Here is a 24,524-nt window from a genome sequence, read left to right as displayed (position 1 = left end):
TCAGCTAAATCCCTTATAATTTAAGGGGTTGCTGGGATGATATTATATTAATAATATAATTATCAAGCTGGTAGGATTATTTTTTTGTATTCATCTAATTCTCTTCCGTTTGCCAGTACAAAATGCTCGGATTCTATTTCTGTCCATATTGGTGGATTTTTGTCATAATCATAATGGTTTTTGCCGGGATTGTATACTTCAGGCTTTTTATTTCTTTCCACTCTTGGATTAGGAGTCGGTATTGCCGACAGAAGAGATTTTGTATATGGGTGAAGCGGGTTTGCAAACAGCTTCTCCGCTTCAGCTAATTCAACTATTTTTCCCTTATGAATTACTGCTATTCTGTCAGAAATAAATCTGACAACAGATAAATCGTGTGCAATAAACAAGTATGTCAACCCTTTTTGTTTTTGAAGCTTAGAAAGCAGGTTTATTACCTGTGCACGAATTGAAACATCCAGTGCAGATATAGGTTCATCGGCTATTACAAGCTCAGGCTCCATAACAAGTACCCTTGCTATTCCTATACGCTGTCTTTGGCCCCCGGAAAATTCGTGAGGAAATCTGCTGGCAAATTCCGGCAGCAGCCCAACATCCAGCAGTGCCTGCTCTACCTTATTCTTTCTGTCTTTTTCTGTTCCGTAGTTATTTAAATTATAGAGTCCCTCTGAAACAATATAGTCAACCTTTGCCCTCTCATTAAGAGAAGCCATGGGATCTTGAAATATCATCTGAATTTTTCTTGTAAGCTCTTTGTCCAGCCCTTTATCAATTCGTCCGCTTATCTTCTTTCCATTGTAAATTATCTCTCCTGCTGCAGCGGAGTTTATTCTGATAACAGCCCTTCCTATGGTAGTCTTGCCTGATCCCGATTCGCCTACAAGTCCAAAAGTTTCTCCCTTATAAATATTAAAGCTCACATCATTAACCGCAACAAACTTTTTATTTCCCTTACCAAACTCTACACTTAAATTTTTAACCTCTAAAAGCTTTACCTTATTATTCAACTGCGTCACCTCTTTTCACATACATTTCCCTCATCTTCTTTATCAGAGGAGGAGGTTCAACCTTAGGGGCTCTCGGGTCCAGAAGCCATGTACGTGCTTTATGAGTAGACGTTACTTCAAAATAAGGAGGTCTTTTTTCAAAATCTATTTTCAATGCATGGGGATTTCTCGGAGCAAATGCATCTCCTTTTATCTCCTTGAATAAATTAGGAGGTGTTCCTTTTATTGAATACAATTCTTCTCCTTTAACTCCCAGCTGCGGAAGCGATGACAAAAGTGCCCATGTATATGGATGCTTTGGGTCAAAAAATACTTCTTCAGATGAGCCAAGCTCAATTAAATCTCCTGCATACATAACAGCTATTCTGTCGGCAACATTTGCGACAACTCCAAGATCATGGGTTATATATATAATTGTAAGGTCATATTTGTCCTGCAAATTTTTAAGCAATTGAAGTATCTGAGCCTGAATAGTAACATCAAGAGCTGTTGTGGGTTCATCGCATATTAATATATTTGGATTACATGCAACAGCTGTGGCTATAACAACTCTCTGCCTCATTCCTCCTGAAAATTCATGGGGATACTGCTTATATCTTCTTTCAGAATCCGATATTCCTACATCTTTTAAAATTTCAATAGCAATCCTTCTAGCTTCCTCTCCCTTAAGGTTTTGATGAAGCTCAATTGATTCCTGAACCTGCTTACCAACAGTCTTCAAAGGATTTAACGATGTCATTGGATCCTGAAATACCATTGCTATTTCTTTTCCTCTTATTTTAATCCATTGGTCCTCTGTTTTATATTCGGCAAGATTTTTTCCTTTGTAAATTATGGAACCTGATTCAATTCTGCCGTTAGAATCCAGTAATCCCATAAAAGATTTTGTGAAAACCGACTTCCCTGATCCTGACTCACCTACTATTGCCAGGCTTTCACCCTTGTGGAGTTCGAGAGAAGCTCCTCTTATTGCCGTGAGTTCTTGCCCCCGAAGGTTAAATTTTATAACTAAATTTTCGGCAGATAAAATGATTTCACTGTTTATTATATCTGTAATAGATTTTCGCACCATACTGCCTCCTAAACATGATTTCTCGGATCAGCTGAATCTGCAAAAACATTGCCGATTACATAGAAAGATATTGTTACAATAGATATAACCGCAGCCGGAAAAAACAGCTGATATCTTTGATTTGGGTCCATAACCAAAGCTCTTCCCTCATTTACAAGATTTCCAAGCGACGGAACATCAAGCGGCAACCCCATACCGATGTATGAAAGAAACACCTCATTGCCTATAGCCGCAGGTATTGCCAAAGCCATTCTGAGCATAATAACTGATACTAAGTACGGCAGTAAATTTTTAGTAATTATTCTTGATGTAGGTGTTCCAAGACATCTTGATGCTAAATTATATTCTCTGTCTCTTATAATTATTATAAGGTTTCTTACAAACCTGGCCATCTGGAGCCATCCTGTCATACACATTGCAAAAATAATTGTAGGTATACTGGGTTTCATAATGTATGTCAGAATTATTAGAACAACCGTAGTAGGTATATTATCCCATACATTGTATACTTCGGTTATAATCGCATCTAACTTCCTGACATACCCCCAGAGTGCTCCTATTGTTATTCCCACAAATGCTTCAAACAATCCCACAGAAACTCCTATGAACAACGATGTCCTCGCTCCGCTCCAAATACGTGCCCATAAATCCTGTCCTATTGAATTTGAGCCGAACCAAAACTCGGCATTAGGCTGAACATTTCTGTACTGAAGGTTTGTTTCAGGATTAATATATATCTGAGTAGGGCTTTTTTGATTTGGAAGGTATGGCTGAATTAATGTAAATAAAACAACAACTGCAATTAATATTAAAAGTATTACAGCAACTTTATTTTTCATGAACACCTGAAATGTTGACTTCCAAAATGAATAATTAGAATATCCGGTCAACTCGCTTTTGGACTCATCGTAATCAGCAAATTCAAATAAGGATGAATCTATTTTTTCCGCCATTTTAGTAGTTATCTTTTTTCTTGTCATTATCTGGCCCCTCCTTCACTTCCTAATTTTATTCTCGGATCAAAAGTAGCCATCAAAATATCTCCAAGCAGCAGCCCTACTATTCCTATAGATGAATACAGTAAAACAAGCGCCTGAACCAGGGTGTTATCCTGTCTCTGTATTGCAGTAACTAAAAGCCCTCCTGTTCCTGGAATTGAAAACAGCGATTCAACATATATTGAGCCTGATACGGTATATAAAATTGATGCAGGCAGGTATTGAGCCATTGGAACAAATGCATTTCTCATTACATGCCTTACCATAATTTCTTTGCTTTTTAAACCTTTTGCTCTGGCAAGCCTTACGTAATCCTTATTTAGTTCATCGACCATGTAACGCCTGATCCACATTGCATAGTAGGCAATATTGACCAAAGACAGGCATATAACAGGAAGTATCCAGCTCTTTGGATCTGATCTCTCGTAAAGCAGAGGGAGATTAAATATGTCCGTAAAAAACACCTGAATCAGCAGGTAATAAATTACCGCAGGTACTGCGTTAGCTCCCACAACATAGCATGTTCCGAATTTATCCCAAAATTTACCTTTATGTCTGGCCATTAAAACACCTAAGCTAAGCCCCACTAACAATGAAACCGTCAATGATGCAAGCCCGAAGCGCAATGATGTTATTAATTTATCTCCCAATATTTTTGTTATATCTACTCTCGGTCTGTAAGTAATTGATTTGCCTAAATCTCCCTTCAGCAAACCGCCGTAAAAATTCTTTAATTGTATATACCATGGATCCAAAAGCCCCAGATTCTGCAGCTTTGCTTCTATCTGGGCCTCGTCCAGCTTATCAAAGCTTGTTCCGAAATAGCCTTCGACAGGCATAAGACGCATGAGCAAAAATACTATAGTAACAACAATAATCAATGTTAACAAGGATCTTACAAGCCTTGTTGCATAGTACTTCATTGTAACACCTCGCTTTAGATATATTCAAATTAATGCTTTAACCGGCTGAATAATAATGTCTGTTAAAACAAATGAGGGCTAAAAGCCCTCATTTACAGGAACTATTTTGCTGCGCTCTTTAAGGCATCATCACGAGCTGCCTGCCATTCTTCCTGAAATTTATTGAATTCATCCATGCTTATAGGCTCAGCGAGGAGTCTGGCTCCTTTCCATGTCACTGTAGCAATACCAAACGGCGCATAAGGCCTTTCAAACGGAAGTACATATGATGCAACATATCCGTCTCCTCCGCTTACATTGTACGGGATCACAAAGGCATTATTTATTAAATATGCTTCCGCATCTGCAAACATTTCGTATCTTGCAGTTAAATCAACCAATTCAGCCTTGGCTTCATTAACCATTCCCTCATAGACATCATATAAGTTTTTTCCTTCCGCATCTACTTCTGTCGTATACTCAGGGAAATTATAGTTTCCGCCGCGTCTGAACGGATCTGTATATGTCTGAGGGTCAGCGTAGTCAGGACCCCAGTTGCATTTCATAAGTGAATAATTTCCTGCTCTCCTTGTTCCGTCAAGGAATCCCGTTGGGGCATGAGGAAGAAGTGCAATTTGAATATAGTCTGTTCCCAGCAATGTTTCCAACTGCTGTTTTGCAACCTGGGCTTCAAGTGCCCAGTATGAACTGTTCGTATTATATGGCATCAATATTTTTACAGGAAATTTAGCTCCGGCCTGTGTAAGCTCCTCAACTGCTTTTTCCTTGAAAGCCAAAGCATCTGTTTCATTAAAGAACTCCGTATCCCTTAAAGCTGCCAAATCACTTGTAGCCGTGTAATCTAAACCATTCTGCGAAGCAAAGTTCGGAGGTGTTATGGTATTTATTATCCTGTACTCGGGATTATAAGGGTCTTCGGTTGTCATTGTTGCTATTCTGTTAAATGCAGCCATAATAGAATTTCTGAAGCTGCTGTTATTCACCGCTATTTTCCAATTCTCTGGTTCATATTCAGAATCAAACTTTGGATCAAAGTTAAATGCATAAAAATATGTGTAGGTTCCCAGCCTGTCAGGAGACACCTTATCCTTAAGTTCAGGATTATTCATCCATTCATCAAGATTAGAAGGAGGAATAATGGCATGTAAAACCTCTCCTCTCCTAAACAGCTCTCCTCCTAAAGCCATAGATTCTTTATTATATTTATAATTAAGCTCTGTTACAAAAATATTGTCTTTATCCCAATATGTATTGTTTTTCGTAAGTATTCTCTGCATCTGAGGCTCAAATTCGGTTAATAAATACGGCCCGTTATATAATATTGCAGAGTTTGCAATCCCAAAGTCTTCTCCCATTTCTTCAAGGAATGGTCCATAAACAGGGAAGAAACTCACGTAAGTAAGCATAGATTCAAAGTAAGGAACAGGGTCTTTCAGCGTGTATACCAGTGTGTATTCATCTACAGCCTTAACACCTACTTGTTCAAAATCAGTTATTTCTTCGTTGTAATATGCCTCGGCATTTTTTATTACAGAATAAACAATGTTGGCCGATTCAGATTCATTTTTTTTAGTTAATATGTACTTGGCAGATGAAACAAAATCATAAGCAGTAGTTTCCGCCACTTCATTTCCTTCGAAATCAACCCACTTAGCTCCCTTTCTCAAGTGGAATGTCCATTCAAGCCCGTCATCTGACACTTCCCACGATTCTGCAAGAGCTGGTTGAAGAACTCCGTATTTGTCGTACTGAGCCAGTGTATCTACAAGGTTAGCCGATACACTCATATCCACCCAGGTTGTATTTACAAGATAGTTCAGAGTGGTTATCTCTTCTGCATAAGCATATTTGTATACCTGCTCACTTGCATATTTCCCGTCTTCAGCTATATCCCCAACTTCTGCAGGTTCCTCCGCACCTGGCTGATTATCTACAGGTTCTTGCGTTGTCCCTCCAGTACATGCTGTTAAAATCAGCATTAAAATCAATGAAAGTGATATTAATTTTTTCATTTTCCCCCTCCAATATTGATATATAATAAAATTGGCAAAAGCCAATCTCATCATCTATGAATTCGTTTTCCCCCAATTATAAAAATGGTGCACCTGAGAGGAGTCGAACCCCCGGCACATGCCTTAGGAGGGCACTGCTCTATCCTACTGAGCTACAGGTGCACTATATTTAGAAATATTACACCAATTTTACACATTTGTCAATATACTTAAATATCATTTTTTAACAGCATTTATATATATTCGCAATTTGCATATGTACTTATGAAGTATTAGTTCTTATTTTTTAAAACAGTTGATATTTTTACGTTTAAAATATCAACTGATTCAAAACAAATTTTATTCAAATATATTTTGGAAAAATCTTACTACTCTTACAAAAATATTTGCCTTTCCTATATCTTCGGTTACGATAGCATCTACCTGTCCCACTTCTTCACCGTTTACAAAAACGCTTATTGAGCCAATTTTATCTCCCTGTTTTAAAGGTGCCTTTACAGTATCATTATATGAAGCCTTTGTGCTGATTATATCTCCATTTTTAATTATTTTATTATAGTCTGATGCAGGATACACCTTAACAATACCATTTTTTGAATTCTCTATATACACCTTATCTGCCGGTTTCGTCTTGTCAGCGAGCTTATCATATTTAAAATTGTTTTTCCCGTACTCCAAAAGCTCCTGCGTCTTGCTTAGTCTTTCCTCATGAGTCTGAGCCCCCATAATAATTGCTATAAGCCTAAAATCCTGTCCCTGTCCTGTCACAGGCATAGTTGAAACCAGACAGATCCCTGCTTTATCCGTATAGCCAGTTTTTAACCCATCAACACCTTCAATCACGCCAAGGGCAGGGTTAGTTGCCTCTTTTCTGTAATTTTTTTCAGGTACGGCAAGCTCTTTAAGCTTGGTAACCTCTAATATTTGTGGATATTTTTCAAGTATGTGTCTCGTAAGCTTGTATATATCTGACACAGACATATGGTTTTGTCCTGTCTCTTCGTCATTTATAGGCAATCCGTGAGGATTAATAAAGCTTGCAGACAAAAGTCCTAATTCAGACGCTTTTTCGTTCATCATTTTTACAAAATTATCTACTGTTGTTCCAATATGTTCAGCTATTGCCGTCGCGCAGTCATTTCCTGAAACCACAAGCATTCCCTTTACAAGAAAGCTCAGTTTAACCGTTTCTCCTGATAACAATCCAAACTTACTTCCCTCTGTAGCGGCAGCATGTCCACTAATCACAACATCGTCATCCAGCGATGCCTTCCCATCTGTTATGGCATCCATCATAACAAGGTAGGTCATAAGCTTTGATATACTTGCCATTGCTAATTGTTCATTTATGTTGTAGCTATAAAGGATTTCCCCTGTTTCAAGATCTCCCAACAATGCAGAATTAATATTTTGATTAACGTTTATTTCACCAAATGCCGCAGTATTTGCTAAAATTATAATTAAAAGACATAAGGACAGTACCTTATTGAATTTTTTCATAAGTTTCCTCCAATCATTATTGCTACTATTATATAATAAAATTCGACAAAATGCATTATATAAATATGCAAATAATTATGTCAATAAATTACTTATGCCATTATTTTTTCCATGCTTTATGAACCTTCTGCACAATTAATGCACTGCTGTGTAACTTGAATACAGCGCCGTCCTGCATATAAAAAACTGATTTACTTCATCATTTGTAACAAAGTAAATCAGCATCTGGTTTTTAGTTTTTATACAATTCCTTCAAAATTTTTATTTCTTGCGAATGGCCCTTCAAATCATTTGGTGTTTCGAGGAAAAAAGGCAATTTGCAAAGTTTTGAATGATTTATTATTCTTCCCATTGCTTCCAGCCCTATATGTCCCTTTCCAATGTTTTCATGACGATCCTTGTGGCTTCCTAACGGATTTTTACTGTCATTCAGATGTACTGCATGCAATCTATCAAGACCTATTACTTTATCAAATTTAGCAAGCACACCGTCCAAATCATTTACAATGTCATATCCGTAATCGAATATGTGACATGTATCAAGGCATACTCCTAGCTTTTCATTTAATTCAACACCTGAAATAATGCACTGCAGTTCTTCAAATGTTCTACCTATCTCCGTTCCCTTTCCAGACATGGTCTCAAGCAAGACTGTTGTCGTCTGTTCAGGTTTTAATATTTTATTAAGAGCACTTATTATTTGCCTTATCCCTGTTTCTGTTCCTTGCTTTGTATGGCTTCCAGGATGAAAATTATAAAAATTAAACGGTAAAAGTTCCATCCTGTTTAAATCATCCCTCATTACCTCCAGCCCAAATTCCCGTGTATGTTCATCTGAAGAGCATATATTTAATGTATACGGAGCATGCCCTATAACTTTCCCAAATTTATTATTTTCGATTATTTTAAGTAAACCTTTTACATCCTCTGTATCAATATCCTTAGCTTTGCTGCCCCTTGGGTTTCGGGTAAAAAACTGAAATGTATTTGCACCGATGCTTAACGCATCTTTTCCCATTGCTTCAAATCCTTTTGATACTGATAAATGGCATCCTATTACTAACATTTATCCTCCATTTATTATATAGTTATCTTTTCATCGCCTCTCATATAAGGCCTTAAAACTTCCGGTATTGTTATTGAACCATCTTCATTTTGATAATTTTCTAATATTGCGGCAAATGTTCTGCCAACAGCCAAACCTGAACCGTTTAAAGTATGTATGAATTCCGGTCTGGATTTTCCCTTGGCCCTGAACCTAATATTAGACCTTCTTGCCTGAAAATCTTCTAAGTTTGAACAAGACGAAATTTCAACGTATTTTCCATAGCTTGGCATCCATACTTCCAAGTCATAGGTTTTAGCCGAGCTGAAACCTATATCTCCGGTACATAGTTCAACTACTCTGTAAGGCAATTTTAGCTCTGTTAATATTTTTTCCGCAAACTTTGTTAATAATTCAAGCTGCATATAAGAATTTTCAGGCGTTGAATATATTACCATTTCAACCTTATCAAATTGATGATTCCTAATCAAACCTTTAGTATCTCTTCCGGAAGATCCTACTTCCGCTCTAAAGCATGGCGTATATCCAGTCATATACATTGGGAGATCTGATTCTTCCAATACTTCATCTCTATAAATATTTGTCAGAGGCACCTCTGCTGTAGGAATTAAATAATAATCTTTTTTATTTAATTTAAACATATCATCTTCAAACTTTGGAATCTGTCCCGTACCAAGCATGCTGTCACGGTTAACTATAGACGGCGGTGACATTTCCGTAAAACCGTGCTCCGTCGTATGCTTATCAAGCATATACGTTATAATTGCTCTCTCCAGTCTTGCACCGTCTCCCTTAAATAACGCAAACCTAGCTCCTGTAATTTTTGTTGCTCTTTCAAAATCCAGTATATTGAGATCCTTTCCCAAATCCCAATGAGCCTTCGGTCCAAAATCAAATTTTTTTGGATCACCAAATCTTCTTACTTCCTTATTATCATCCTCTGAGCTTCCTACTACAATATTAGGATTTGGAGTGTTGGGAATTATAAGAAGCTCTTGCTCAATATTAATATCAATTTCTTTGATTTTTAATTCCAAATTCTTTATTTTTTCTGATAAATTTTTCATATTAACAAGAACTTCCGATATATCTCTGCCTTCCTTTTTCATTTGAGGCACACTCTTTGAAACTCTGTTATGCTCTGCTTTCATATTTTCTATTTCAACAATTTTTTCTCGTCTCAATTTGTCCAATTGCAGCACTTTAGCTAAACTTATATCAACGTTCCTTCTTTTCAGCAATTCTTCAACTTTAATAGGGTTTTTTCTTATTTTTTTTATATCTAACATTTTATTCTCCTGTCATCGTTGAGCTCTTAATCCTCTTATATGCTTGGAAAAGAACTTCCTTGGTATATAAAAACTCCCGTTCTTATAGAACGAGAGAAGTTACCGGTGCAATTCTAATTATGTATTGCCGGGGAAATTATACATAAAGCCTCTGATTCCTCGTCATAATTATTATAAATTATATGTGCATTCCTTTCTGGCACACAAATGCTGTCTCCACTTGCAAGACTGTAAATATTATTTCCAATATGACATTGAAGCTCTCCTGCTAATACATAAAGATACAGCTTTGAATCATGGAGTAAAGGTTTATCACTCATCCATGTATTTGGATTTAGTTTAAATAAAAATGCTTCAACATTGCTTTTTTTGTCGTTATTCTTTAATATAGGCGTAATAAATTCAAGATCAACATTAATATTTCCGAATCTTACCTTCGTTCTTTCGTTGTGCTGTATAGTTATCACATCTTGGTCATTACTTTCCGTGAACAGCGAAGATAATGGTACATTTAAGGCATCCGACAACCTTTTCAGAACAGATAAAGAAGGAGAAATAAGATCTCTTTCAATCTGTGATATGTAGCCGGAAGTCACATTAATTTGCTCTGAAAGCTCAACAATCGTTAAATTTTTACTTTTTCTTATGTTTCGTATCTTTTCACCAATCAATTTTATCCCCTCACCATATAATACTATGTAAATATTATACAACAAATACGATTAATGTCATCATATTATTTGTAAAATAAATTAAAATTAAGCAATAATTTAATTATAATTAATGATTTACTTAATTAATTCGATTAATTAATATTTTAAAATTGCTTTTAAAAAATTTATATTAAATTAATTTAATTTTATAGTAGTATGCAAGTTTATTTTTATCTTTTCATATAATGCATACTATGATATAATAATCAATTAAATATATTTTTATGTTGAGTGTAAAAGGGGATTTAAAATGGCAGAATATAAGGACAAATATAGAGAAGAAGTTAACTATCTTGAAGAAATTATCGGACTATTAAAATATAGATTGGATGTAGAGACCGAAAAACTGGCTGAGCAGAAAGCTGATCTTATAGCCGCAAGAAAAGAAATGTGGGAAAACACAACTCATTCATCTTCTGATTTTGATAAACTATCTGATTTAAACCAGTATTTAAGTGCGCTTAATTCGCAGACATTTAGCTATACAGAGATTGAGAAACGCATAGCTAAATATGAAAGAATGGTTGAAAGCCCGTATTTCTCAAGAATAGATTTTACTGAAGATGGATATGATGATACCGAAAAAATTTATATCGGACTTTTTAATCTGATGGATGAGGATACTCATGATATCAAGGTCTATGACTGGCGAGCACCTATTTCAAGTGTTTATTACAGATCCGAACTCGGCCCTGCTGAATATAAAGCACCGTCCGGCATAATAAAAGGTTCCATATCTTTAAAAAGACAGTATAAAATTACAAAAGGCAAGCTAGAATATTTTTTTGACAGCAACGTAAATATTGTTGATGAAATGCTTATGGAAGCACTTTCTAAAAACATGGCTCCTAAAATGAAAACCATTGTTGAGACAATTCAAAAGCAGCAGGATTTAATTATCAGAGATTTAGATAATGATCTGCTTGTAGTTCAGGGAGTGGCAGGAAGCGGAAAATCATCGGTTGCCCTGCATAGGATTGCATTTCTACTGTACAGAGGGCTAAATTTGAAATTAAGTGCCAACAATGTTATTGTAATTTCACCAAACTCTTTATTTTCAAAGTATATATCTAATGTACTGCCAGAACTTGGTGAAGATAACATTAGAGAATATACATTTGAAAATATATTTTTAAAACTTTTTGACAATAATTTATCCGTTAAAAGCAAAAGCGAAAACTTTGAAAAAATTATATGTGCCGAAACCGAAGAAAAACGAAGCTTTTTAAGATCATGCGATGAATTTAAGGGCTCAAAGACATTTATTAAAATTTTAGAAAGATTCGTAAAATTTTTCGAGCGAAAAATCATTCCGTTTGAAGATGTATATTTTGATGGAGAAATAATTGAAAACCGCCAACTTTTAAGGGCTTTTTTGCTAAGTAATAAATTGAATATGCCGACAGCAAAAAAATTAAAAATTATTGAAAACAGACTATTAGATAAAGTTCATGACAAGAAATTTGCCAGAAGAGAAAAAATTGAAACCGCAGTCAATATGTCAAAGGAGCATGAATTTGAGATTAAAGCTTTTACAAGGGTGCTGGCTGCAAAAGAAACTTCTTCATTTATAAACAGAATACGAAAATTTACCGAATTAGACTCTTATGAGCTGTACAAGAAACTGTTCAGTGATAAGAAATTAATCTTAAATTTAGCTAAAGGTTTAGAACTTCCTAAAAATATAGATGAAATCATTAGATATACACAAGAAAATATTACCGATTCGTACAATATTCCTTATTCTGACGGTATCGCAATGATGTATCTAAAAATTATTGCCGAAGGTGCTGATTCATTCAGCGACATTAAGCAGGTAATTGTAGATGAAGCTCAGGATTATTATCCTATACATTACTATTTGTTGAAAAATCTTTTTAGAGAAGCTAGATTCACAATCGTAGGTGATATTAATCAAGCAGTTGAAAAGAAAAGTGATCTGTCTCTTTACGATGACATTGTTTCTATACTAAATTTTGAAAAATATAATAAAATATTTTTGAATAAGAGTTATCGCAACTCCTACGAAATAAGTAAATTTTGTGAAAAGTTTTTGAAGGAAGATATTCATACCGAATACTTCAAAAGAAGCGAAGAAGCCCCTGAAGTAGTATGCTGTAAAGATGAAGAAACCCTTGAAAATAAATTAATCAACAAAGTTAACGAATATTCGTCTCAAGGTTATAATTCTATAGCGATAATATGCAAAAACAGAAAGCAGGCATCTGATCTATATTTTAAAATAAAAGGAAAGATAAACATTAAATTAGTTGATTATCAAGGTGAACAAAACCTAAGTGGTTCAATAATTGTTCCCGTGTACCTGGCAAAAGGTTTAGAGTTTGATGCCGTAATCGTATATGGAACTGATAACAAAAACTATTTAACCAGTTTTGATAAAAATTTGTTATATGTTGCGTGCTCCCGAGCGTTGCACAGACTATCACTATACTATACAGGAAAAATCAGCAAACTTTTAAAATAATAAAACCATCAATTATGAGCTTTCATAATTGATGGTTTTTTAATGCTCACTTTTAAATAAAACCGTAAGCGGGTGATGGGAATCGAACCCACACAGCCGGCTTGGGAAGCCGGAACTCTACCACTAAGCTACACCCGCATTAATATATAAAACCTATCCTTTACAGCATATCTACAACATTTATATAAAGTTTACTTAATACTGTCACATTATAGCACTATTACAGCTATATATCAATATGCGGGCAAAAATTTTTAAAAAAAATTTCAAAAAAAAAATTGACACACTGCAAAGGAAAGAATGAATAATCAAAGTAATGATCAATATTGTCTTGATTGGTTTATGTGCTTCCGCAAAGAATATAAATAGAAATACGGGACTCTCTCCCGTATGCCAATTTTTATACATAAATATTATCTACTTTATTTTAAAGCAAGCATCCCAGAACTTATGCATGGATTCTGTTATATACTTATTCTTATGGTATATTATTTTGAAATCACGAACAAAAGAAATTCCTTCTATAGGAATACTGAAAAGTCTCCCATCTTCAATTTCTTTTGCTACTGCTCGTTGAGAAATAACTGATACTCCAAGACCTTCCGCAACTGCTGCTTTTATAGTATCAGCATTATTACATGTCCAGATTTCTGTCCAACTCAGTCCTCTTTCTAACATGGCATTTTCAAATGTTTTTCTAGTTCCGCTCCCAGTCTCACGCAGTATAAATTTTTCATTTTTTAATTCGGAAGGCTTAATAGATTTAAGCGTACAAAAACGATGGTTTTTTCCGCATATCAATATCAGATAATCTTTTGCAAATGGTCTGTTTACAATATCCGGCAACGAAACCTCCCCCTCAACAATTCCCATATCAATTTTGTCCTGTGCTATAAGCTGCTGTATTTTTGAAGTATTATCTTCTACTACTTTAACTTGAATTTTAGGGTAATATGAAGCAAATGAAGACACGAGACCTGGCAAAATACATGCTCCTATTGTCACACTTGCACCTATTCTTATAAGTGACCTTTCATTTAAAGAAGCCATATCATTTTCTACATTTTTATTAAGGCTTATAATATGCCTTGCATAATTTAAAAGCTTTTTACCTGCATAGGTAATATATAATTTCCTTGATAACCTTTCAAACAATTTTACTCCGTAGTGCTTTTCCATTTCCGCAATTGCTTGACTTACAGCAGATTGAGACACAAAGAGAATTTCAGCAGCTGAAGTCATACTCATTTCATCGCATACCGTTACAAAGATTTGATAGTGCCGAAGTGTCAAATTTTTTCCTCCTATAAGTATTTACTTATTACTTATATAAGATAATAATATTTTACTTATACTATGTCAAGATTTATACTTTAAATAATATTAAGGAAGTCATTCTTCCACAAGAAATGAGGAGTAGTTAATGAAAAAAATAATTGATAATGTGCCTGGAGTCATAGTTGCATTTGCTATAGCTCTTCCCGCATGGAAACTAGGAAAGATGTTTCCTGTTGTAGGTGGCCCGGTTTTGGGAATACTTTTTGGAATGATTCTTGCTTTTTTTAAACGACCTGCCGTACTTGAAAAAGGAATAAAGTACACTTCAAAAAAAATGCTTCAATATTCTATAATACTGCTTGGATTTAACATGAACCTATTCAATGTTTTCTCTGTAGGAAAGCAAACCCTTTCTCTTATGGCTTTTACACTCACAGCTGCATTTCTTACGGCCTATATTGCAGGTAAAAGCCTGTCAGTTCAAAAAAACACAAATATACTTATAGGCGTGGGAACTGCCATATGTGGAGGCTCTGCCATTGCTGCAACAGCTCCCGTAATACGTGCCCGAGATGAGGAGGTTGCTGTGTCAATTTCAACAATATTCCTTTTTAATGTAATAGCTGCTTTTCTTTTTCCTTTCCTCGGCCATATATTACATATGAGCGATTACAGCTTTGGTCTTTGGGCAGGAACAGCAATAAATGACACATCTTCTGTAGTTGCAGCCGGGTATACTTTTAGCGATGCAGCCGGAAACTTGGCTGTAATAGTAAAACTTACAAGAACACTCATGATTATTCCTGTCACTCTTGTACTTGCTTTTACAACATCTCGAGGACAAGCCAAATCCAATTATCAATTTTCAAAGATTTTTCCATGGTTTGTAGTTGGATTTTTAGTAGCTTCAATACTTTGTACATTCACTCCTATTCCCGGGGAAATATCTGATTTACTAGTAAAAACAGGCAAGTATGTTATTATTATGGCTATGTCTGCAATTGGGCTTAATACAAACCTCATAAAATTGGTCAAAAACGGATGGAAGCCGATTTTCCTTGGCTTATGTTGCTGGATAGCTTTATCGGTTACCTCAATTGCGGTTCAGTATTTGATTTTGAATGTATAAAAGTTGATTTTATAACGCTTTTTAGGCAGAAGCCTTGGTTAATCCAAAGAACTAAATAAAACAAAAAAGCACATATATTTTGATGTGACCCCAATAAGTTAGACTTTGTAGCGTAGTAGTTTTGTGAACTGCTACGCTATTTTTTATGCAGCCGAAAGGCTAAGTCTGTATTCTACAGGACTCATCCATCCAAGCTTCTCTTTAATCCTTTTCTCGTTGTAATACTTAATATATTTTTCTATCGAATTTTTAAGTTCTTCATAACTGTAGTAAACCATACCATAATACATTTCCTGTTTCATAATTCCAAAGAAGTTTTCCATAGGAGAATTATCAATGCAGTTTCCTTTACGCGACATACTCTGAAATATTCTGTTTGATTCAAGTACACGACTATATGCTTTCATCTGATATGCCCAACCTCTATCAGAATGGAATGTTCTCCTGTATTTACAATCTGAGGTAATCTCTATTGCCTCATTTAAGGCTTGCATTACATTTTGGCCTGATGGTCTTAGAGAAATGCTATGACTTAGGATTTCTCTATTGCATAAATCCATAAATGGATCCAGGTAGAGCTTTTTGATAAGCATTCTCCCTTTTTGATCCACCTCATAATATTTGAATTCCGACGTATCAGTTGTAATCTTCTGGTGAGGAATATTTGTATCAAAACGTCTATTAATTCTGTTAGGTGAAATCTTACCAACATTCCCTTTGTATGAGCTGTACTTACGACTTTTGCGAGTGAAAGCAGTCACCTGAATATTTAGCTTTTGCACAATACGCTGAACCTTCTTCTTGTTGATGAGCAGTCCTTGCTTTCTTAAATCGCCATGAATCCGGCGATAGCCAAAATCCTTATGTTCCTTACGTATATCTAAAATTTTCTGTTCTATCTCCTGATCTGGATTCTCCATTTCAAAGCGCTTTTGCCAATACATATATGTTGATTTTGGGAAACCTGTAACTGCGAGAACATCTTTTAATTTGAAGGATCCTCGGAGGTTGTGGATGATTCTCGCTTTTTGTTCTGAGGTGTTCCCTCTAAACGCAGCCTCCTCAATTCTTTTAAATATGCATTCTCAATTCGTAGTTTAAGATTTTCATCTTCAAGTTGTTTAAGATACTCCGTTTCTACATTTATTTTTTTACTCTTATCAAGATTAGTATCTTTTGGTTTATCCACTTTTGGTCGCCGCCCCTTCTGTTTAGGTTTCAAGGCATCAGGTCCAGCAATACGATAATCATTAACCCATTTGCTTATTAATGGTGGATTATTAATTCCAACCGAAAGCGCTAAATCCTGATAAGAAACCTCTGTAGTTAGATACAACTCTACCACATGAAGCTTAAATTCGAAAGAGTAAGTTTGATTTTTTCGTTTTCTCATTAAGCCATCAGAGCCAAATTCATTGTATGCAGAAACCCATTTTTGTAAGTCCCTCGTAGAAGAGATATTATATTCTTTAGATAGAAAAGCGAATCCGCCCTTTCCAGCTAAATATTCTTGCACAACTTTCATCTTAAATTCATAACTATATTTTGCCATTCAAAAACCGACCTCCCATCAGTTAGATTTTTAGGTCTAACTTTTGGGGGTCGGTTCATTTGATATGGGCTTTTTTGTATTTTTTAATAGAGCTACTGAGCGGATTTGAACCGCTGACCTACTGATTACGAATCAGTTGCGCTACCAGCTGCGCCACAGTAGCACACGGTACATTATATATGCCAGCCTGCTCTCGTCAGGCTAACATATATATGATAATACTTTCTCAGCCTGTTGTAAACATTTTATTCTTCAAATTTACTAAAAAATTTTTTTGAGTCTATGCCGCTGGGCCTGTTGAAACGCTTCAATTCAAACAGTTCGCTTTCTTTGCCCGTTAATACATTAATACCTTCATAACAGGATAATGTAGCTTTAAATCCCAGTTCTTTTAGTATCTGATTGCATTCTACGCAAACAAAACCATATGGATATGTGAATGTTGTTGGTCTGTATCCTGTTTTCTCTTCAATTATTTCCTGCAACTTACCCACATCATTTTCCATTTGCTTTGTATATTCTTCGTAATCCTCTCCCTTCATTATCATACATCCTTTTCTTTCACAAATATCATGCATTCCGTATGAATGATTTTGAATTTCCACATAGGGAGATCCTATCAGCTCATTTACTAGGTCCCATGATAAATAAGAATATGAAGTATTTAATTCTCCTTCTTCAGTGCTTCTGTCGACAAATTCACCAACAATAGAAATTACAGCCTTGCAATTATATTTTTTTAAAAGCGGAAGCACATATGTGTAGTTGCTGTAATGGCCGTCATCAAATGTGAGCATTATTGGCTTCTCTGGGAATTCCGCCTTGTTATACACATAATCTATAACATCTTCCATATCAACTGTGGTATACCCTTGCTGCTTTATATAAATTAAGTCATTTTCAATTTCCTTTGGAGACACCGTATATTTCCCCAGCTTTTTTTTATCCTTTAACACGTGATGATACATAATTATAGGCATACTTACCGACGGCTTAGCAGCCGTCGAAATAACACTCTCAATTGGCAATTTAAATGCCGATACAGCTAATATTAAGCATAAAACTGCAATTACTATATTCTTAATTCGAATTGATAACAAAAAATCACCTCATATAGTATAATATTAATAATATGAGGTGATTTATCTATTTATAACACTTTTCATTTCAATACTTATATCATTACTAAAAACTACTGCATTTTTCTACTTCCCGGCTTAACAGGCTCAGTGCCTTGAGCACACATCGGGCAGCTACCAGCATCAAACACTTCAAATTCAAGCTCTATAGCACTATAAATTGGCAGATCAATTTCACTTGACTTTCTGTCGACAATACATCCTATTCCAACAACCTTTCCACCAAGGTTTTCTAATACTTTTGCAGTTTCCATAGATGATTTGCCTGTAGTGACTACATCTTCCATAATCAGTATTTTTTCTCCCGGCTTAATCTCAAATCCCCGGCGAAGTGTCATTACATTATTTTCTCTCTCAGTAAAAATAGCTCTTATTCCCATCTGTCTGCCAAGTTCATAGGCTGCTGTTATGCCTCCCATTGCCGGCCCTACCACAACGTCTATTCCTAGGTTCTTCACCTTATCTGCTACCAGGGCTACTACTTTTTCTGTTCTGTCAGGATATTGCATAAGTTTTGCACATTGGCAGTACCTGTTGCTGTGTTTACCCGATGACAAAAGAAAATGCCCTTCAAGCAAAGCTTCACTGTCTTTTAATATTTGAACAACATCTATATTCATTGCTACCTCCGCACTGTTATTTTAATATTTTTTACATTACATCACATCGCTACCGCGAATAATAATCAAATTTATAAACATTTTCTAATTCTGTTATACTATTCCTCTTATTTCATCAAGATTCTTTATTCCTTCTCTATCCATATACTCTGTAAGACCCTTAATTATATCTACTGCAATATCAGGTTTTACAAAATTTGCTGTTCCTATTTGAATTAATGAGGCACCTGCCATTATGAATTCAACCGCATCCTCTGCAGTCATTATGCCTCCTAGTCCACAAACAGGTATTTTAACTGATTTAACCGCTTCATGGACCATTCTAAGAGCTATAGGCTTTACACACGGACCTGATAGCCCTGCGTAGGTATTATTAAACACAGCTCTTCTTTTTCTTATATCTATTGCCATAGCCTGTATTGTATTTATGAGCGACAATCCGTCTGCTCCTGCTTCCTCACATGCAATTGACATTTCTGAAATACTTTCGGCATTAGGAGATAATTTTACCATTAACGGCTTTTTGCATATTTTTTTTATTTTTGAAACTATGTTGTATGCAATTGATGCTTTAATTCCAAATGCCATTCCACCTGACTTTACATTTGGGCAGGAAATATTAAGCTCTATAATATCCACATCTGAATCGTTAAGTTTATAAATGCCTTCAAAGTAATCTTCTTCACAATGTCCGCCCAAGTTTGCAATTATTGCCGTATTGTATGTTTTCATCCTCGGAAGCTCATCTTTAATAAAACTGTCAACACCAGGGTTTTGTAATCCTATGCTATTAATTAAACCCATAGGAGTTTCCCATACCCTTATACCGGTGTTTCCATCTCTTTTATTCAATGTAAGTCCCTTGCTGCAGATACCTCCTAGTACAGACAAATCGTAAAGCTCAGAGTATTCTTCCCCAAAACCGAATGTTCCTGAAGCTGTCAATACAGGATTTTTAAACTCAACGCCCATTACTTTAGTTTTTAAATCAGCCATTTCTTTACCCTCATATCAGTTCTTCTGAAAAAAATACCGGGCCGTCCTTGCATGCCCTTTTATTTCCGTTCTTAGTCATAACGACACATCCAAGGCAAGCTCCTATGCCACAGGCCATTCTTCTTTCTAGCGAAACATAGCATGCAATATTATTTTTTTTGCACTCGGCCATAATTTTATTCATCATTATCTCCGGCCCACAGGTTACAACAACATCATAAGCACCATAATCAATATAATCTGTCACATAACCTTTTTCACCATAGCTTCCGTCTTCTGTAGTTATCAACATATTACTTGCAAATTTTTTGAATTCTTCCACAGTATACACACAATCTTTAAATCCAAGATAAACATCCGCATTATTTCCTAGCTTTTTTGTCAGATACAAAAGCGGTGCTGCTCCAATACCGCCACCGACAACTGCAATCCTGCCATTCAATTTACCTAAATCAAATCCATTTCCCAGAGGGCCGAACAACTGCAATTCATCTCCGGCTTTCATTGTACTTATTTTAGTTGTACCAGAACCTTCTGCCCTGTACAAAAATACTGCTCTGCTTTCACAGTTGTCATGAACACTTATCGGCCTTGGCAATAAAAATGCATTATCAGTTGTTTTGAGCATAAAAAATTGTCCTGGGTTAATTTCCCCTTCAAATTCTACTGATAATCTAAATATTTTATCTGCTATGGCTTGATTCTCCGCTATTTTGCTCCTAACTACTTTCATTTCTCCTCCCGGATAAATGATTTTATATCATCTCTCATCCTTATTGCTTCGTTCCTAGCACATAAACTAAAATTTTTGTCTCCGTTTTCTTGTTTTTTGTATGCCAACAGAATTCCTCTTGATGAATTAACAACAGCACCATTTCCTTTTATAAGATACGCTGCAATGTCTTCAGCTTTTCCTCCCTGCGCTCCATACCCTGGTATCAACAGGAAGGCTGACTTTAACTTTTCTCTCAAAACTGAACTTTCTTCAACATTTGTAGCTCCTACAACTGCTCCTATTGAGCTGAATCCGTGCTTGCCCAAATTTTTCGCAGCCAGTTCTTCAACTTTTTCTGCAACAGTTTCATATAAAGGAGTTTTCTCACTATTTGATATATATTGAAAATCTTTAGCACCCTTATTAGATGTTCTTACCAATACGAAAATTCCCTTGCTTCCTTCCTTAATGTACTTAATAAATGGTTCCAAGCTGTCATTTATGCCCATATATGGATTTAAAGTAACAATATCTGCTTCAAAATCACCTGAAAAATGAGCCTTTGCATACATTTCCGCAGTCTTAGATATATCTCCTCTTTTTATGTCAGCTATCGAAATATATTTTTTTTCCTTTATATACTTCAGCGTTTCCGAATAAGCTTTCATTCCTTCTAATCCCAGAGCTTCATAGTATGCTATCTGAACCTTAAAACAAGCAGCTACATCGCCGGTAGAATCAATTATTTCTTTATTAAAGCTTAAAACAGCCTCGCCCTTCGACTTAAATTTTTCTGCGAAACTTCTAGGCAAATAACTGTAATCCGTATCCAGCCCCACACAAACATGACCTTTTTCCGAAACCTGTTCAAATAATTTATCTGCTAACATCTATTCCTCCATATCAATTAATTCTGTTCATACGCTGTATCGCAGTAAACGCATCGATATACTACCTTTGATTTGTCAGTTAATTTGAATTTATGAACAATTCCCCGCTCTACTGATGTAATACATCGTGGATTCTTGCATTTTGCAATATTATCGACTTCTTCAGGAAGCTCTAAGTTTATTTTGTCAATAATTTCTCCATGCTCAATTACATTTACAGTAATATTAGGATCAATAAACCCAAGAACTTTAAGATCCATATTAATATTATTTTCAATTTTTATTATATCTTTTTTAACCATTTTATTACTTTTAGCATTTTTAATTATTGCAACACTACAATCCATCTTATCAAGATTTAAATATTTATAAATTTCCATTGCCTTGCCTGCCTGAATGTGGTCAAGTACCAGGCCTTTTTCAACGCTGTCTATTTTTAACATTATTTCTCCACCCCCAATAATTTCATTATAAGTGCCATCCTTACAAACATACCAAACTTCATTTGCTTAAAATATACCGCTCTTGGATCTTTATCCACTTCTACAGATATTTCGTTTACCCTTGGAAGAGGATGAAGAATTATCATGTCACTTTTAGCTTTCTCCAGCTTCTCCGCATTTAATATATAGCTGTCCTTTAATCTTACATAATCAGCTTCATTAAAAAATCTTTCCTTTTGCACCCTTGTCATATAAAGTACGTCTAAGTCTTCCAGAACATTTTCTATTCTTTCAACTTCTTCAAACTCAATATTGTTTTTAATTAAGATTTCTTCTCTTATATAATCGGGAATTTTAAGCTCTTCAGGTGAAATTAATATAAATTTGATATTTTTGAATCTTGATAATGCTTTTATAAGTGAGTGGACTGTTCTTCCAAATTTCAAGTCTCCGCAAAGACCGATGGTAAAATTATTTAGTCTTCCTTTTAAAGATCTGATGGTTAATAGGTCTGTTAATGTTTGGGTAGGATGCTGATGACCTCCGTCACCTGCGTTTATAACCGGCATGTCTGTACTCATTGCCGCAACTTTGGGCGCTCCTTCCTTAGGATGTCTCATTGCTGCGATATCGGCATAACATGCAACTGTCCTTATAGTATCCGCAACACTTTCTCCTTTTGCAGCTGAACTTGATTCCGCCGATGAAAATCCCAAAACCCTGCCTCCAAGCCTGATCATTGCCGCTTCAAAACTTAACCTGGTTCTTGTACTTGGCTCATAAAACATTGTTGCAAGCACCTTCCCCTTGCAAACATCGGAAAACTCAACCGGATTTGATGCTATTGAATCCGCTAAATTTAATATTTCATCTAATTCTTCTAATGATAAATCTAATGGTTCTATCAAGCTTCTTCCTTTTAACATATATCCTCCTTTTTAGCCTCTCAGGACTACTTTAAAGTATTACCATATCATTAATTCTAATTCACAGTATTTAATTTAATCATAAATCACATTGAATTGAAAAAAGTCTTCCGCACTCAGCAAGGAAGACTTTAAAATCTTACATAATTGTTTGTCCTTCCCAGCCTCTCTGTGCCGGATTAAAGGTTATTTACTTTTTAATCATATTATACTATTTCCCTGAGCATGTCAATAGAATATTTAGTTGTTTGCATCATTATCATCTTGTTCCGACGGTGCCTGACTGACTATTTTAGTTATTCTTCTTTCAACCTCACGCCTTGGTAACCAGATTTGTCTTTCGCAAGTGGTGCATTTTATTCTGAAATCAGCTCCAACTCTGAGTATTTCCCAATCATATCCGCCACACGGATGCTTCTTTTTTAGTTTTACAATGTCACCTACATTTAATTGCATTGGCATAATTTAACTCCTTATACCATTACGGCATTATCTGATTCAGTAATCAGTTCAACAATATCATACATATTTGATATGCTACCGACCTCTAATTTGTCCTTAATTTCAAAGAAATCTAAACATGTTCCACATGAAACAATTTTTACTCCTGCCTGTTCAATCTTTCTTAAATCATCCAATGATTCCGACCCAGACACCGTAAGCTTAACTCCTGAGTTTAAAAATATAATAAATTCAGGATATGGTTTTGTTTCTGATATTGTGTAAAGAAAACTTTTCATTAATATTTTTCCCAATTCATCTGATCCTTTACCCAATTTATCACTGCCAACGACAAATCCTTTTTTTTCACCAGCCATGTTAACCTGCTTTGAACCTACTGAGTTCGTAGCAGAGCCCTCTGGCAAACCGGAACTACCCTTTGCAAATTGTATATAGATACCATCATCTTTTTTCTCAACCGAGCTGGTAAATTGAAGTTTGCTTCCAAGTTTCAATATATTCTCCCTAGCTGTTTCATTATCAACAATTACTGTTAGTTCAACTTCTCCTGCATCTGCCTCTTTTTTTGTCATTAATACAGGCTGTGGGCATGCTTTCCCTCTTGCATCTACTATTTTCATCTTTACCTCCTAGTTATTATAAAATCCTTTATATGATAAATAATTTAATATTATATTATTATCGTAAAATATTTTGCTTGATTCAGAATTTAGAATACTCTTTGACAAGGCACTTTCCTGCATAAAACCAATCAATGGAGAACTCAGAGCAAAAACTATATATAATATTATAGCACTTTTTAAAAGTCCTGTTCCAGCTCCGAAAAACCGGTTTGCCATATTTAAAATAGGAAGTTTAAATAAAACATTAATTATGTTTGAAAGAAGCACCAATATTGCATATATTATCAGAAATGTTACTACAAAGCTTATAGATCTTATCAATATAATGCTTATATTATCTACATAAACAGCAAATGTATCAGTACCGGCTGCATTTCCTGAACTAATAATATTACTGATTACATTTTTAAGTTCCAAAGGTATGTGTGAATTTTCCTGAAATGACTCCATAAGTCTTTCTGACATTTTGCTTTCTAAAAAATTATGCACCTTTACAAAAAGCTTTGTGTTGTTTAGCAGAAATTCCTCAACTATATAATAGAACTGCTTGCTTAAGAAGAATGATATTATTACCCCTAATGTATCAAACAGTGTCTTTATAAAACCTCTTCTATAACCTTGAAAGCATGCAAAACCCACGAAAATAATTATCAATATATCAATATAATTCATTTTAACCTCCTTTT

24 protein-coding genes and 3 tRNA genes are annotated in these 24,524 nt (G+C 35.2%); 2 read left to right on the top strand and 25 right to left on the bottom strand.

Annotation, left to right across the window (positions count from 1 at the left end; genetic code table 11):
- Positions 1-62: 62 nt before the first annotated feature.
- The 10 genes from ACS3UD_RS13655 to ACS3UD_RS13610 form a co-directional block, all read right to left on the bottom strand.
- The gene (locus ACS3UD_RS13655) at positions 63-1,007 is read right to left on the bottom strand and encodes an ATP-binding cassette domain-containing protein (protein ID WP_308139088.1); all 945 of its coding nucleotides are present in this window, start codon (positions 1,005-1,007) and stop codon (positions 63-65) included.
- A complete protein-coding gene (locus tag ACS3UD_RS13650; protein WP_308139089.1) occupies positions 1,000-2,079 on the bottom strand; it encodes an ABC transporter ATP-binding protein in 1,080 nt (359 codons plus the stop codon). Before ACS3UD_RS13650 ends, ACS3UD_RS13655 begins: the two co-directional genes overlap by 8 nt.
- Positions 2,080-2,087: 8 nt before the next feature.
- Complete coding sequence (locus ACS3UD_RS13645; RefSeq protein WP_308139090.1) at positions 2,088-3,059, bottom strand: ABC transporter permease; 972 nt, start codon at positions 3,057-3,059, stop codon at positions 2,088-2,090.
- Positions 3,059-4,000: an ABC transporter permease gene (locus tag ACS3UD_RS13640; RefSeq protein WP_308139091.1), complete on the bottom strand. Its 942-nt coding sequence runs from the start codon at positions 3,998-4,000 to the stop codon at positions 3,059-3,061. Before ACS3UD_RS13640 ends, ACS3UD_RS13645 begins: the two co-directional genes overlap by 1 nt.
- A 101-nt stretch (positions 4,001-4,101) precedes the next feature.
- Positions 4,102-6,012, bottom strand: coding sequence for a peptide ABC transporter substrate-binding protein (locus ACS3UD_RS13635; protein WP_308139092.1), 1,911 nt, complete (start codon positions 6,010-6,012; stop codon positions 4,102-4,104).
- 85 nt (positions 6,013-6,097) lie between these two features.
- A tRNA-Arg gene (locus ACS3UD_RS13630) sits at positions 6,098-6,174 on the bottom strand.
- Positions 6,175-6,351: 177 nt separating this feature from the next.
- Complete coding sequence (locus ACS3UD_RS13625) at positions 6,352-7,512, bottom strand: D-alanyl-D-alanine carboxypeptidase family protein (protein ID WP_308139093.1); 1,161 nt, start codon at positions 7,510-7,512, stop codon at positions 6,352-6,354.
- A 232-nt stretch (positions 7,513-7,744) separates the two neighbouring features.
- Complete coding sequence (locus ACS3UD_RS13620) at positions 7,745-8,578, bottom strand: deoxyribonuclease IV (protein ID WP_308139094.1); 834 nt, start codon at positions 8,576-8,578, stop codon at positions 7,745-7,747.
- A 14-nt stretch (positions 8,579-8,592) separates the two neighbouring features.
- Entirely contained in the window at positions 8,593-9,867 is a 1,275-nt protein-coding gene (gene serS, locus ACS3UD_RS13615) for a serine--tRNA ligase (RefSeq protein ID WP_308139095.1), read from the bottom strand.
- A 113-nt stretch (positions 9,868-9,980) separates the two neighbouring features.
- Complete coding sequence (locus tag ACS3UD_RS13610; RefSeq protein WP_308139096.1) at positions 9,981-10,538, bottom strand: helix-turn-helix domain-containing protein; 558 nt, start codon at positions 10,536-10,538, stop codon at positions 9,981-9,983.
- 292 nt (positions 10,539-10,830) lie between these two features.
- Here ACS3UD_RS13610 and ACS3UD_RS13605 point away from each other — a divergent pair, with 292 nt between their 5' ends.
- Entirely contained in the window at positions 10,831-13,065 is a 2,235-nt protein-coding gene (locus ACS3UD_RS13605; protein WP_308139097.1) for a HelD family protein, read from the top strand.
- Between the two features lie 67 nt (positions 13,066-13,132).
- On the opposite strand, the gene ACS3UD_RS13600 is transcribed toward ACS3UD_RS13605, so the two are convergent.
- Positions 13,133-13,203, bottom strand: a tRNA-Gly gene (locus tag ACS3UD_RS13600).
- A 279-nt stretch (positions 13,204-13,482) separates the two neighbouring features.
- On the bottom strand, positions 13,483-14,358 hold the full coding sequence (locus tag ACS3UD_RS13595; protein WP_308139098.1) for a LysR family transcriptional regulator: 876 nt from the start codon (positions 14,356-14,358) through the stop codon (positions 13,483-13,485).
- A 130-nt stretch (positions 14,359-14,488) separates the two neighbouring features.
- On the opposite strand from ACS3UD_RS13595, the gene ACS3UD_RS13590 reads away from it, so the two are divergent.
- Positions 14,489-15,472: a YeiH family protein gene (locus ACS3UD_RS13590; RefSeq protein ID WP_308139099.1), complete on the top strand. Its 984-nt coding sequence runs from the start codon at positions 14,489-14,491 to the stop codon at positions 15,470-15,472.
- 143 nt (positions 15,473-15,615) lie between these two features.
- Here the strand turns inward: ACS3UD_RS13590 and ACS3UD_RS13585 are convergent, their stop codons facing one another.
- From ACS3UD_RS13585 to ACS3UD_RS13525, 13 genes are all read right to left on the bottom strand, one after another.
- Positions 15,616-16,488 (bottom strand): IS3 family transposase, encoded by an 873-nt coding sequence (locus ACS3UD_RS13585; protein ID WP_440977768.1) that lies wholly within the window; start codon positions 16,486-16,488, stop codon positions 15,616-15,618.
- Positions 16,458-17,024, bottom strand: coding sequence for a helix-turn-helix domain-containing protein (locus tag ACS3UD_RS13580; protein WP_308139100.1), 567 nt, complete (start codon positions 17,022-17,024; stop codon positions 16,458-16,460). The genes ACS3UD_RS13585 and ACS3UD_RS13580 overlap by 31 nt, the downstream gene beginning before the upstream one ends.
- 90 nt (positions 17,025-17,114) lie before the next feature.
- A tRNA-Thr gene (locus tag ACS3UD_RS13575) sits at positions 17,115-17,187 on the bottom strand.
- A gap of 82 nt (positions 17,188-17,269) precedes the next feature.
- Positions 17,270-18,124: a polysaccharide deacetylase family protein gene (locus tag ACS3UD_RS13570; protein ID WP_308139101.1), complete on the bottom strand. Its 855-nt coding sequence runs from the start codon at positions 18,122-18,124 to the stop codon at positions 17,270-17,272.
- 92 nt (positions 18,125-18,216) lie between these two features.
- Entirely contained in the window at positions 18,217-18,783 is a 567-nt protein-coding gene (gene pyrE / locus ACS3UD_RS13565) for an orotate phosphoribosyltransferase (protein WP_308139102.1), read from the bottom strand.
- A 93-nt stretch (positions 18,784-18,876) separates the two neighbouring features.
- On the bottom strand, positions 18,877-19,779 hold the full coding sequence (locus ACS3UD_RS13560; RefSeq protein WP_308139103.1) for a dihydroorotate dehydrogenase: 903 nt from the start codon (positions 19,777-19,779) through the stop codon (positions 18,877-18,879).
- 10 nt (positions 19,780-19,789) lie between these two features.
- Complete coding sequence (locus ACS3UD_RS13555; protein ID WP_308139104.1) at positions 19,790-20,512, bottom strand: dihydroorotate dehydrogenase electron transfer subunit; 723 nt, start codon at positions 20,510-20,512, stop codon at positions 19,790-19,792.
- Positions 20,509-21,384, bottom strand: a complete 876-nt coding sequence (gene pyrF, locus ACS3UD_RS13550; RefSeq protein ID WP_308139105.1) for an orotidine-5'-phosphate decarboxylase — start codon at positions 21,382-21,384, stop codon at positions 20,509-20,511. Before pyrF ends, ACS3UD_RS13555 begins: the two co-directional genes overlap by 4 nt.
- Positions 21,385-21,401: 17 nt before the next feature.
- On the bottom strand, positions 21,402-21,827 hold the full coding sequence (locus tag ACS3UD_RS13545; protein ID WP_308139106.1) for an aspartate carbamoyltransferase regulatory subunit: 426 nt from the start codon (positions 21,825-21,827) through the stop codon (positions 21,402-21,404).
- A complete protein-coding gene (pyrB, locus tag ACS3UD_RS13540) occupies positions 21,827-22,753 on the bottom strand; it encodes an aspartate carbamoyltransferase (protein WP_213926050.1) in 927 nt (308 codons plus the stop codon). The genes ACS3UD_RS13545 and pyrB overlap by 1 nt, the downstream gene beginning before the upstream one ends.
- A 240-nt stretch (positions 22,754-22,993) precedes the next feature.
- The gene (locus ACS3UD_RS13535) at positions 22,994-23,215 is read right to left on the bottom strand and encodes a DUF951 domain-containing protein (protein WP_308139107.1); all 222 of its coding nucleotides are present in this window, start codon (positions 23,213-23,215) and stop codon (positions 22,994-22,996) included.
- 11 nt (positions 23,216-23,226) lie between these two features.
- On the bottom strand, positions 23,227-23,835 hold the full coding sequence (yedF, locus tag ACS3UD_RS13530) for a sulfurtransferase-like selenium metabolism protein YedF (RefSeq protein ID WP_308139108.1): 609 nt from the start codon (positions 23,833-23,835) through the stop codon (positions 23,227-23,229).
- A gap of 9 nt (positions 23,836-23,844) precedes the next feature.
- The gene (locus ACS3UD_RS13525) at positions 23,845-24,510 is read right to left on the bottom strand and encodes a CvpA family protein (protein WP_308139109.1); all 666 of its coding nucleotides are present in this window, start codon (positions 24,508-24,510) and stop codon (positions 23,845-23,847) included.
- Between the last annotated feature and the right edge of the window lie 14 nt (positions 24,511-24,524).

Source organism: Sedimentibacter sp. LTW-03 (assembly GCF_052059825.1).
Lineage (GTDB): Bacteria > Bacillota > Clostridia > Tissierellales > Sedimentibacteraceae > Sedimentibacter.
The sequence above is the reverse complement of the archived record's forward strand: the minus strand, read 5'-3'. Positions and strand labels throughout refer to the sequence as shown.